This window comes from Sulfurimonas lacustris (assembly GCF_059705355.1).
The window spans coordinates 1,857,240-1,868,830 of sequence record NZ_AP046125.1 but is presented as its reverse complement, the minus strand read 5'-3'; the positions used below and the strand labels follow the sequence as shown (position 1 = coordinate 1,868,830).

12 protein-coding genes are annotated in these 11,591 nt (G+C 41.6%); 5 read left to right on the top strand and 7 right to left on the bottom strand.

Annotated features, from left to right (window positions below; genetic code table 11):
- Window positions 1–8: 8 nt before the first annotated feature.
- Window positions 9–1,256, bottom strand: a complete 1,248-nt coding sequence (gene serS / locus AC6H4V_RS09680) for a serine--tRNA ligase (RefSeq protein ID WP_428729952.1) — start codon at window positions 1,254–1,256, stop codon at window positions 9–11.
- A gap of 100 nt (window positions 1,257–1,356) precedes the next feature.
- Between serS and AC6H4V_RS09675 the strand changes: the two genes are divergently transcribed.
- On the top strand, window positions 1,357–3,468 hold the full coding sequence (locus AC6H4V_RS09675) for a putative bifunctional diguanylate cyclase/phosphodiesterase (protein ID WP_428731032.1): 2,112 nt from the start codon (window positions 1,357–1,359) through the stop codon (window positions 3,466–3,468).
- Window positions 3,469–3,473: 5 nt separating this feature from the next.
- Here the strand turns inward: AC6H4V_RS09675 and AC6H4V_RS09670 are convergent, their stop codons facing one another.
- Window positions 3,474–4,367, bottom strand: coding sequence for a methylenetetrahydrofolate reductase (locus tag AC6H4V_RS09670; RefSeq protein ID WP_497606676.1), 894 nt, complete (start codon window positions 4,365–4,367; stop codon window positions 3,474–3,476).
- 54 nt (window positions 4,368–4,421) lie between these two features.
- Here AC6H4V_RS09670 and serB point away from each other — a divergent pair, with 54 nt between their 5' ends.
- Complete coding sequence (gene serB / locus AC6H4V_RS09665) at window positions 4,422–5,051, top strand: phosphoserine phosphatase SerB (protein WP_497606675.1); 630 nt, start codon at window positions 4,422–4,424, stop codon at window positions 5,049–5,051.
- The gene (locus tag AC6H4V_RS09660; RefSeq protein ID WP_497606674.1) at window positions 5,045–5,365 is read left to right on the top strand and encodes a hypothetical protein; all 321 of its coding nucleotides are present in this window, start codon (window positions 5,045–5,047) and stop codon (window positions 5,363–5,365) included. The genes serB and AC6H4V_RS09660 overlap by 7 nt, the downstream gene beginning before the upstream one ends.
- Before the next feature lies 1 nt (window position 5,366).
- Here AC6H4V_RS09660 and AC6H4V_RS09655 read toward each other — a convergent pair whose 3' ends face one another.
- From AC6H4V_RS09655 to rpsF, 4 genes are all read right to left on the bottom strand, one after another.
- Window positions 5,367–7,109 carry an OmpA family protein gene (locus AC6H4V_RS09655; RefSeq protein ID WP_497606673.1) on the bottom strand — a complete coding sequence of 581 codons (1,743 nt, stop codon included), beginning with the start codon at window positions 7,107–7,109 and terminating at the stop codon, window positions 5,367–5,369.
- A gap of 109 nt (window positions 7,110–7,218) precedes the next feature.
- Window positions 7,219–7,482, bottom strand: a complete 264-nt coding sequence (rpsR, locus tag AC6H4V_RS09650; RefSeq protein ID WP_497606672.1) for a 30S ribosomal protein S18 — start codon at window positions 7,480–7,482, stop codon at window positions 7,219–7,221.
- A 25-nt stretch (window positions 7,483–7,507) separates the two neighbouring features.
- On the bottom strand, window positions 7,508–8,032 hold the full coding sequence (locus AC6H4V_RS09645; protein ID WP_497606671.1) for a single-stranded DNA-binding protein: 525 nt from the start codon (window positions 8,030–8,032) through the stop codon (window positions 7,508–7,510).
- A gap of 54 nt (window positions 8,033–8,086) precedes the next feature.
- A complete protein-coding gene (rpsF, locus tag AC6H4V_RS09640) occupies window positions 8,087–8,506 on the bottom strand; it encodes a 30S ribosomal protein S6 (protein WP_497606670.1) in 420 nt (139 codons plus the stop codon).
- A gap of 188 nt (window positions 8,507–8,694) precedes the next feature.
- On the opposite strand from rpsF, the gene AC6H4V_RS09635 reads away from it, so the two are divergent.
- Together AC6H4V_RS09635 and AC6H4V_RS09630 are read left to right on the top strand one after the other, a co-directional pair.
- Window positions 8,695–9,798 carry a divergent polysaccharide deacetylase family protein gene (locus tag AC6H4V_RS09635; protein ID WP_497606669.1) on the top strand — a complete coding sequence of 368 codons (1,104 nt, stop codon included), beginning with the start codon at window positions 8,695–8,697 and terminating at the stop codon, window positions 9,796–9,798.
- 3 nt (window positions 9,799–9,801) lie between these two features.
- Window positions 9,802–10,578, top strand: coding sequence for a DNA-processing protein DprA (locus tag AC6H4V_RS09630; protein WP_497606668.1), 777 nt, complete (start codon window positions 9,802–9,804; stop codon window positions 10,576–10,578).
- Here AC6H4V_RS09630 and queA read toward each other — a convergent pair.
- Window positions 10,562–11,590 (bottom strand): tRNA preQ1(34) S-adenosylmethionine ribosyltransferase-isomerase QueA, encoded by a 1,029-nt coding sequence (gene queA / locus AC6H4V_RS09625; protein ID WP_497606667.1) that lies wholly within the window; start codon window positions 11,588–11,590, stop codon window positions 10,562–10,564. The genes AC6H4V_RS09630 and queA overlap by 17 nt on opposite strands.
- Between the last annotated feature and the right edge of the window lies 1 nt (window position 11,591).

Genomic DNA, 11,591 nt, shown 5'->3' with positions numbered 1-11,591 from the left:
TGCCATATTTAGTTGATATAAGGTTCTAGCACCTTAGGTATGGTGATGCTTCCGTCTTCGTTTTGAAAGTTCTCCATAATGGCAACAAGCGTTCTGCCCACCGCCAAAGAAGAGCCGTTGAGTGTGTGGACAAAAGAGTTTTTATCTCCGTCTTTAAACCTGATTTTTGCACGTCTTGCTTGAAACTCTCTGGTGTTTGATACCGAGCTTATCTCTCTGTAGCAGTTTTGCCCCGGAAGCCAAACTTCTAAGTCAACTGTTTTTGCCGCACCAAATCCCAAATCTCCGCTGCAAAGCGTCATAAGGCGGTGTGGAAGTTCAAGTGAGCTAAGCAAATCAGAAGCAGTTTGTACCATCTCTTCAAAAACTCTATCGCTCTCCTCTGGTTTTGTGATGCTTACAAGTTCGACTTTATGAAACTGATGCTGGCGAATCATTCCTCTTGTGTCACGCCCTGCCGCACCCGCCTCTTTACGAAAGCATGAGGTGTAGGCAGTCATCTTGATGGGGAGTTTTTCAGATGGTAAAATTTCATCTTGGTAGAGGTTGGTAACGGGAACTTCCGCCGTTGGAATCAAGAAAAGCTCTTGGTCTTGAACCTTGTAGAGGTCGTCTTCAAATTTTGGAAGCTGTCCCGTTCCCTCTAACGCTGCTCTGTTAACTAAAGCAGGCACGCTTACCTCTTCAAACCCTCTTTTGGAGTTGAAGTTCAGCATAAAGTTTATAAGAGCGCGCTCTAGCTTCGCACCCATACCAAAAGAGACGCTAAAGCGGCTAGTTGCAAGTTTTACGCCTCGCTCAAAATCTATCCAGCCGTTTTGTTCGGCTAGTTCCCAATGCTCTTTTGGCGTAAAATCAAAAGTGCGCGGTGTGAGAACTCTTTTTATCTCTACATTGTCGCTGTCGTCTTTACCCTCTGGAACATCATCATCGGGGATATTTGGAATGGACATCGCAAGAGCTTCCATCTCCTCTTGTCTCACCCTTTGAACTTCAAGTGCCTCAGTGATTTTGATTTTGTTTGCATCCACTTTTTCTTTGAGTTCACTTACGTCTTTGCCCTCTTTTTTATAGACACCAAACTCTTTACTCATCGCATTTTGCGCTGCTTGAAGCGTCTCGTAAGCTGCTTTTGCGCTTTTGAGCTCTTCGTTTTTTTTCTTTAAAGTATCAAGCAGTTCAATGCTCACACCCTTGCGCATAAGTTTGTCACTTACGCTTTGAAAATCTTTTTGAAGTAGTTTTAAATCGATCATAGTTATCCTAAAAAAATAAGTTGGATATTATAGCAAAATAAACCATCTCGTTGTAATGACTATGATAAAATACGCGAAGCAAAACAAAGGATAGAGAGGGATGCAAAACTCTGATAATTTAGAAGTAAGCCTTGATATTGTAGCAAAAAAAGAGTACTGCAAAAAACTCTATGCAGGCTTTATGGAGGCACAAGCGCTGGCAAATATCGGGCATTGGGAGCTTGATTTGGTTGCAAATACGCTCTACTGGTCTGATGAGGTTTACCGCATCTTTGGGCTTGAACCTCAAGAATTTGACGCTACTTATGAGGCTTTTTTACAACACACCTATCCTGAGGATCGCACAAAAGTAAATGATGCCTACACGCATTCTCTCCAGCAGAAACAGGGGTACTATATAGAGCACCGTATCGTGCGTAAAGATGGGAGTGTGGGGTTTGTCGAAGAGCGATGTGAACATGAGTTTAACGCAGATGGAGAGGCGATTCGCTCTATTGGCACGGTGCATGATGTCACAGAGAAAATGATGACGCAAAATGAGCTCTATTTGGCGGCGGCACTTTTTAAGAAGATGAATGATGGAGTAATGATTACCGATGCGATGCAAAGAATCATTACCATCAATGCTGCTTTTAGCAAAATCTCTGGATATGAGCTTAAAGAGATAGTAGGCAAAACACCCCATGTGATGAGTTCAGGTTGGCATGATAAACATTTTTATGAAGAGTTATGGCAGGCCATCAACACCAGTGGACAGTGGAGTGGCGAGCTCATCGATAGGCGAAAAAATGGTGAACTCTACACAGCACATCTCAATATCATTGCGATACATAACACACGTGGGGAGCTGACCAACTATATCTCTATCGTCAATGACATCAGTGAAAAGAAGCAAAAAGAGACGCTCATCCATAACCTTGCCTACTTTGACCCTCTCACGGAGCTTCCAAATAGAGTTTTGTTTCAAGAACGTGTAAGTAGAAAAATCCCTTCACTCAAGAAAAATGGCAAAAAAATGGCGATATTTTTTATAGATATGGATAATTTCAAAAATATCAACGATACGTATGGACACTTTACAGGAGATCGCTTTTTGATTGAGGTTGCAAGGCTTATCAAAAGCTTACTTCATGAACAAGACACTTTAGCGCGTCTTGGCGGTGATGAGTTTACTGTTATCATGGAAGATATCGACTCGCTTGTAGATGTCGCATCTGTCGCACAAAAGATTATCGATACCTTTGATAAACCTATCAAGATAGAAAATAGAGAGTTTTACACGGGTGCAAGCCTTGGAATCAGCATCTATCCAGATGATGGGAAAAACTATGAAGAGCTGGTAAAAGCGGCAGATACTGCGATGTATCAGGTAAAAGAGTCTGGTAAGAAAGGGTACAAGTTTTATACGCGGCTTATGAATGAAAAAATCACACAGCGCGTGCTTATCGAAAATGATTTACGGGGTGCTATCGCCAGAGAAGAGCTCTTTTTGGAGTACCAACCAAAGGTTAACATTGCGACAAAAAGCGTCTATGGAATGGAGGCACTTGTTCGTTGGAATCATCCCAAAATAGGGCTTGTGCGTCCAGATCAGTTTATCGGGATTGCGGAGGAGAGCGACCAGATACTCCCACTTGGTCTATGGGTAGCGCAAGAGGCAATGCGCCAGACAAAAATACTCCATGATGCAGGGATGCAACTTGTTGTCTCTATCAATGTATCGAGTAAACAGCTAGAAGACCCCTCTTTTGTCGATACGATTTGTGCTCTTGCGCATGATATAGGGATAGATAAAAGCTACGTAGAGCTTGAAATCACTGAATCACACATCATGAAAAATGTTGACTATGCTCTTGAGGTTTTAAATGTTCTGGATAAGCGAGGTTTCCTTCTTTCTATCGATGACTTTGGAACAGGCTACTCTTCACTCAACTATCTTAAAAAACTGCCAACAAAAACCATCAAAATAGACCGAAGTTTTGTACTTGATATCGACAAAAATCCTGATGACCGCTCTATCGTTGCGGCGATTATCGCTATGGCGACATCTTTAGGAAAAGATGTTATTGCTGAGGGTTCTGAAACAAGAGCGCACATAGAAGCATTGCGGTCGCTAGAGTGCGCTAAAGTGCAAGGCTACTTCTTTAGTAAACCACTTAAAATAGAGCTGTTTAAAGAGTTCGTAACCAACTTTAAGTGTGATGCGACTTAAAAAAATTATGAGAGCAAATCTTTTGCAAGTTGAAACTGGTTTGCAGTCATAAGATGAATCTTTGGATGGAGCGCTCTTAACTCTAAAAGGAGATTTTTGCTTAGCTCAAAACCGACACGGTACTCCTCTTCCACTCCTTTTTCGTTTGCCTCTCTAAGTGCCTCTATCCAGCTCTCTGGTACGTTGATACCGGGGACGTGAGCAGATAAAAACTGTGCAGTTCTTAGTTTTGTAATTGGGAAGATGCCAAAGATAAGCTCTGTGGAGTTTGGTTTGAGCTCTGATTTGAGTTCAAGCAGAAGCTTCGCACTCTCTATATCATAGATGGGTTGTGTGATGATGCCAAGAGCGCCATGTTTTATCTTTTTTTGCATCTTTTTTTGCAGAGTTTTTGGGTTTTTGGCGTAAGAGTTGATAACTGCAAAAGGGTAAATTTCGCGTGGTTTGTGCGCAAAAGGTTTACCCGCATAGTTGATGCCGCTGTTAAAGCAGGAGATGATGTCAAGAAGCAGTGAACTGTCAGACTCAAAAACCCCTTTTGTGTGTGGTTGGTCTGAGATGGTGGCAGGATCACCCGTGAGTGCTAAAATGGCTCTGACATCCACCTCATTTGCTCCAAGCAGGTCTGATTGGAGGGCGATTTTATTTCTATCACGCATACTCATGGTTGCAATGACGGGTTTTTGAAATCTCTCTTGTAGCATTTTTGCCGCAAAAAGAGAGTTGTATTTTAGTTTTGCAAGAGGGTTGTCTGTCGTGGTAAAGCCATCTACGAGTTTGTCAAGCCCAAGTTCCGCTATCTTTTTTACGATAGGTGCAAAAAGAGGAGAGTGAGCAGGAGTGGTTTCCAGCGTTATGTAGGTGTCATTTTTGAGCTTATCTATGAGTTTATCAAACAAAAGGAATCCTAAATGGGTATAATTGCGAAATTATAACAGATAGGGAACGAATATATGTTGAAATTGGCTGTTTTTGATTTTGATTCTACACTTATGGATGGCGAGACGATAGATTTTTTTGCAGATGAGCTAGGACTTAGGGAGCAGGTAAGTAAAATTACCGAAGCCGCCATGAACGGCGAACTTGATTTTTTTGAATCGCTCCAGCAAAGAGTAGGGCTTCTAAAGGGGCTAGAGTATAGTGTTGTCGAGCGAATTAGTCATAATCTTCCATATATGAATGGGGCAGTGGAGACGATAGTAGAGCTCAAGAAGATGGGCATGAAAGTGGTCTGTTTTAGCGGCGGATTTAGAAGTGCGACTGGGTATGCAAAAAATATCTTAGGGTACGATGCAGACTTCTCAAACGTACTGCATCACAAAAACCAGATACTGACGGGTCTTGTGGGTGGCGATATGATGTTTAACTACTCCAAAGGGGATATGCTCATTCGTCTGCAGGGACTTCTTGGAGTAAAAGAGGAAGAGACACTGGTGTGTGGCGATGGGGCAAATGACCTCTCAATGTTTGCACATGCGGGGACAAGAGTTGCTTTTTGCGCGAAAGAGATTTTACGCAAAGAGGCAAATATAGTAGTCGAGACAAAAGACTTAACGCAGATATTAGGAAAAATAACATGTTAGAAAACAGCATCTGGAAACAGTATAACGATACAAATAGTTTTAGAGAACTTATAGCAAAATTTTGCAGACTTAGCGAGGGCGACCTGATAGAAGATGATAAAGCACTCTATAACGCCCTTAAGGCAAAACTGACAAAAAAAGAGCTTAGACTTTTTGCCATGGATAGCGCAAACGCTTCTGATGAGACAATGAAATCAGAGTTTTCGCTCAATGATGAAGAGTTGGAAAAAGCAAAGTTTAAACTCTACAAAAAACTCAAACAAGATAAAGTACGATTTAGCTTTCGTGCTTCAAGCATAGAGGATTTTGAGTAACCTATCGAAGAAGTATCTTAAAGGATACTCTTCTTGATTTTTCTCTATCTTCACTCTCTTTGGTTGTTACCTTTTTAGAAAAGCTAAGACCGCTTCCTTTTAAAATCTCACTTAACCACTTTTGTCTCTCTTGATTTTGTAAGCCAAAGAGATAACTCATCGTAGAAAAAGAGCGTTTCATGGAGAGGTCTGCGTTGTTAAGATACCTTTGTGAAAAATCAGTTGCACCCCATTCGCTTGATGTGTGTCCGCTTACCTCTAGGGTTGCTATGAGTTGCTTATTTTTCTCTAAAAAAGGAAGAAGTTTAGCGCCAAACTTTTGCAAAAACTCTTTTTGTTTTATGCTAAGTACAAACTCTCCTACGTTAAAATAGAGGTTTTTGTCGATAAAGTCTATGCTCAAATCTTTATGCAGGGCAATTTTTTTTGCATCAATCTCCTCTTTGAGGAGCTTTTGGAGTTGCGTATAGAGGTCTGAACCACTTGGCACTGCTGTTGTTTGAGAGAGCTCTTTTTTCGTCACTTTTACCATCTTCAAGTCTTGACCCAGCTTCACAACCCACATATCACTCTCTTGTGAGGGAGTGTTTGTATGAACCCCAACGGCTGCTATTTGTGAGTTGTGTAGGAGTGTGAGCGCATGAAAAGCATCATAAGCGTCAGAGCCATAGTGTTCTTGTGTTACCATGCCAAGTTTGCTATCTAAGAGCATCGCAAGTGCGTCTGTATTGTAACCGTCCTTTACCGACCCTACACCAAAAAGCTTCCCCTCTGCAGACTCTTGTATATCATACAAAACCGATGCATAGGTTGTTGCAACTGTTTTGTCAAGTAAGATATTTTGGTGTAAATCGACTTTAACAAGACGTATCTGCTCTTTGCCCATATCGTTTGGGTGGGAGAGAGAGAGGACAAAATTGTTCTCTCTAAGCTTTGCTATCTTATGTGCACTGCTCCTATTTTGCCCTTTTATCTCACGGAGCCAAATCTTCTCTCCCTCCTCTGTTATGCGCAAAAGAGTTGGATATTTGGACTTTTCACCGCTTGTTTGTCCAAGCAGCATGATAGTTCCATCCGCTGCTTCTTGCGCATCAACGCCGCTATCATCATAGTTTGTGCCATATTTTTTGCTCCAGAGCATCTCACCGTTGCTTGAAAATCTTGCTATGTAAATATCACTCAGCCCAAGACCGCTTTGAAAAAGGTTGTCTGTTGTGGTTTTTGCAGTTGTTGAAGAGCCTACAACCAGAACCCCTCCATCACGCAACAAAAGGATTTTGTTCATAGTGTCTTGTTTTGGTGTTCCAAAGATTTTATGAAATTGCAGATTTGCATTTGCATCAAGTTTTGCTACGACAAGCGAACCATCCATTGTATTGCCACCTACTATATAGCCGTTTTGTGGAGTTTTAACGATGCCAACTCCTTTTGTAAATTGTGAGAGATTCAGTGTTTTTTCAAAGGTTATCTCTGCATCCGCATCAACCTTGACAAGATGAAGAGCCGCACCGTGAGTGTTAGAGACCGAAGCGAGGTACTCAAAAGCATTGGTATAAACGCCATCATTTTTGGCTGTACTGTTTTTATAGGGTCTGATAAAACCAACCGAACTTATGGAACGGTCATAATCTTCAGTGACATCAAAAAGAGCATTTTCAAATGGCTTGTCTATGATAAGAGAAAACGGGACAGTTTTTGCAAAGAGCGAAGAAATAAGAAATAGAGTGAGAATAAAATAATGCATAGTGCTACTTTTTAGCTAGTATGTAGCAAAAAACATTCCTAAAAAAGCGATAGATTTGAGTAGGATGAGGAGTTGAAAAATGCCCGCGAAGGGGCATCGTAGTGAAAACCTATTTTAGATTTTCAAATGGTGCAGTTACAACTGCTTTTCTTGTTACAGTGTATGGAACAAGTGCAGCTGCACGAGCTCTTTTGATAACTGTTGCAATCATGTCTTGGTGACGCTTGCAGTTTCCTGTAAGACGGCGAGGCATGATTTTATATCTCTCTGAAAGTGAGAAGCGTAACGCTGCTACATCTTTATAGTCCATGAAGTCAACTTTTGCTTCACAATATTTACAAAATCTTTTTTTGTATTTTCTTCTTTCTGCCATGGTATCTCCTTTTGTTATCTAATGTCTAAAATGGAATTTCATCTTCATCAATGTCGATTACGGGAATAGAGCTGTTGCTAGGCATCTGCTGCTGCGCACTTGGCTTTTGATAGCTTTGTGGTTGCTGTTGTTGATAGCTTGGCTGTTGATAACTAGGTTGCTGATAGCTTTGGTTTGGTTGCGTCATTTGCGGTGCTGCGTACTCATCACCGCCTGTTTGCGCGCTACCTTTGCTATCTAACATCTGCATAGTTTCAACAACAACAGAGTGCTTTGAGCGCTTCTGTCCGTTTTGATCTACCCATTGATCAAAGTTAAGTCTTCCCTCTACAAGGATTTTGCTCCCTTTTCTAAGGTATTGGTTGGCAACCTCTGCACTTCTTGCAAAAAAAGTGATATCTACAAAACAAACTTCCTCTTTTTTTTCACCATTTACAGTGAATTTGCGGCTTGTAGCTAAACCTGCGCTTGCTATTGCCATGCCGCCTTGAGAGTATTTAAGTTCAATATCTCTAGTTAAATTTCCAACCAAAATAACTTTGTTATACATGAATTTTCCTTATTTGTTGCGGCGTTTGCCACTCACTTAGCCGTTTTATTTGGCTTATTCTTCGTCTTCGTTTGCTTGCTCAAGTGCTGCAGGAATAACAACTTCTTCAACTTTTGCTTCACCAGCAGGTTGTGTTGCTTTTTTCTGAGCTTTTTGCACAAGTTGATTCCACGCCGTTACTTCACGGTTTGTGTCGTACTTGATAGTCACAAAACGAAGAAGGTCTTCGTTGATACGGAAACGTCTCTCGATTTCATTGATTGCTGAAGGCGCAACTGAATAGTAGATAACATGGAAATAACCACGCTCATTTTTTCCAAGTGGGTATGCTAATTTTCTCATCCCCATTGCATCTCTTGCAGCGATTTCGCCGCCGTTAGAAGTGATTACTTCTTCAATAGCACTGATATTTGCTTGAATCTCTTCAGCTGTTAGTGTCGGTTTTACGATTACTAGGTTTTCGTAATGTCTCATAGAGTATAGTCTCCCTTTGGTATTTCGCCCTAAAACAAGGCTTTTGTTTCCCTTTCGGATGTATATATATCAAAGAGTGCTTTGATACAAAGAGAAAGGAACGCGGAATTATACAAAAAAAATACTTAAAAATAGAGAAGATTTATATTTTTTAGGATATAGTTTTGCACGTTATCTATGAGGAATCTATGCCAAAAAGAAAAAAAACTACCCCTAGAAAAAATTCAAATTTTTTACAATATATAGCATGGGGATTGTCCCTTATCATCGTCATTGTAGTTGTCTTTGTTGCTGGATACTACGTCGGTCATGATGGGGCAAAAAAAGAGGTTACTGCAAAAGAGCGCTCCAAAGAGGAGGCAAAACGTTCTATGGTGCAAAAGCTTGAAGAAGAGGCTGCTGCAAAAGAGCGCCTAAAAGAGCAAAGTGTCAGCCAAAAGCTTAAAGAGGTTCTCAAAAAAGAGAGTCAAGCCGAGCAAGCACCACAAGAGGCTCCTAAAAAAGAGGTTGCGCCAAAAGAGAGCAACACTACAAAACAAAAAGAGGTACGCGCTCTAAAAGAGGCGACAAAAGAGTATGAAGATGCTTCACATGAAGTTGAAGAGGAACTTTTGCCGATAGCACCAGAGCGCAAGATTGCCACGGGTTCTCAAAAACCAAAATTGGCGATTATCATCGATGATGTGAGTGCTTCTTCGCATGTTCTCTCTATCAAAAGTCTGCATCTCCCCATAACAATGTCCTTCTTACCACCAAGCAAATCAAGACCAAACTCTCATACGCTTGCAGCAAAAGAGGATTTTTATATGGTGCATTTACCTATGGAAGCGCAAAGTTTTAAAGCTGAAGAGCCCATGACGCTAAGAGTTGATGATTCGCATGCAAAAATCCTTCAAAGGATAGAGGAGCTAAAACAGCTCTTTCCAAGAGTACGGTACATCAACAACCACACAGGAAGCAAATTTACAGCAGATGAAGCGGCGATGGAGAGGCTTATAACGGTACTTAAGAGCCAAAACATCGCATTTATAGATAGCAGAACAACGGGTAGTTCCAAGGCTCAAAAGGTGAGTAAAAAGTATGATTTGGAGTATATAGGGCGTGATGTTTTTTTGGATCATCAAATGGATAAAGGTTACATCGTAGCACAAATCAAAAAAGCGATTCAGATTGCAAAAAAACATGGAAGCGCTATAGCGATAGGGCATCCTCATGCAAACACTATCGCAGCACTGGGTGAATCAAAATCGCTACTCAAAGAGGTTGAACTTGTTTTGGTGGATAAGCTTTAAGGGATGAGCAGAGTAACGTTTGAGATTAGCGAATTGGCGTCTATGAAAAAGTACCCACAAGAGCTTTTTTACCGTGGAAATCTTGAACTTTTGCAAAGAAGAAAAATCTCCATCGTGGGGAGCAGAAAACCTACGAAATACTCAAGAATGCTTATCCAAAAGCTCTCAAGTGAACTTGCAAAAGGTGGCGTTTGTGTGGTCAGTGGCGGTGCAATGGGCATCGATGCAACAGCACATCTAGGAGCCAGTAGCGCTAACACCATAGCGGTTCTGCCATGCGGGGTGGATGTACGCTACCCAGCTGTCAATAAAAACTTGCTTGAGAGCATAGAGCAGAGTGGACTTTTACTGAGTCAATTTGAAAATGGTTTTAAAGCCTCGCCATGGAGTTTTGTGGTGCGTAATGAGCTTGTCGTGGCACTTGGGGATGTACTGGTGGTGGGAGAAGCGGAGATACAAAGCGGAACGATGCGAAGCGTGGAGTTTGCCCTTGCGATGGGCAAAGAGATTTTTGTTCTCCCGCAGCGTCTTGGCGAGAGTTGCGGTACAAACAGGCTTCTTAAAGAGAAAAAAGCAGAGGCGATTTACGATATCGAAGCGTTTGCGGCTAGATTTTGGGATAGGACGGTGATGGTGGAGAAAAAGGAAGATGCGTTTCTTCTCTTTTGTGCAACCAACCCAACGTATGACGCAGCCCTTGCAAAGTTCCCCCAAAGAGTTTTTGAAGCAGAACTTAGCGGTCAAATCGAAGTGGTAAACGGTACTATAAGATTAGCATAGCGTCGCCGTAAGAGTAAAATCTGTAACGCTCCTCTATGGCGGTGGCGTAGAGCTCTTTTGCTTTTTGCAGTCCCACAAAAGAGGCAACAAGCATAAGAAGTGTTGATTTTGGCAGGTGAAAGTTGGTGAGAAGATGGTTTACTCTTAGTGGTTTGTTGTTGGGATGTAAAAAGAGATTTGCTTCTCCACGCTCTTTGTCTTGGTTTCTAGCGTAAAACTCAATCGTTCTTGTTGCAGTTGTTCCTACACTTAAGATGGGTGTTTTAGAGCTAAGAAGCTCTTTTGCTCCGCTGGAAATCTCATAATACTCTGAATGCATGGGGTGGTCTGTGATAATGTCGCACTCTACTGGCTTGAATGTTCCGCTTCCGACATGCAGGGTAATGTAAGCGTGAAGAAAGTTTGCGCAAACTCTCTCGTGTTGCTCTTTTGTGAAGTGCAGTGATGCAGTTGGTGCGGCTACTGCTCCCTCTTCTTTGGCAAAAACACTTTGGTATTCGCTTGCATCCTCCTCGTTGTCTTCTCTTTGGATATATGGAGGGAGAGGGATATGCCCGATTTTGTCTATAATGGGAAGCAGCTCTTCAAAGCGCAAAAGTGTTTCATTTTGGTAGAAGTTTATCACTCTGCTACCATCTTCAAGTAGCTCTTTTACATTTGCAACAAGGTTATTTTCAAAGATGATTTTTGTGCCAGCTTTTACTCTTCCTCGGATAAAAACGTGGATATCGTGTGCGTTTAAGGCTCTGTTTATGAGGAGTTCAAGCTTTGCGCCACTCTCTTTTTCGCCAAAAAGTCTTGCTTTGATAACTTTTGTATCGTTAAAAATAAGAGCGCAATCTTGCGGGATAAAACGCTCTAAATCGTAAAAGTGAACATGTGAGATTTCATCTGTTGCTCTGTTGTAAACAAGAAGTCTGGCACTGTCTCTTGGATGGGTGGGGTGAGTTGCTATGAGCTCTTTTGGGAGAGTAAAATCATAGCTAGAGGTAAGCAGCGCATTGCTGCTCATT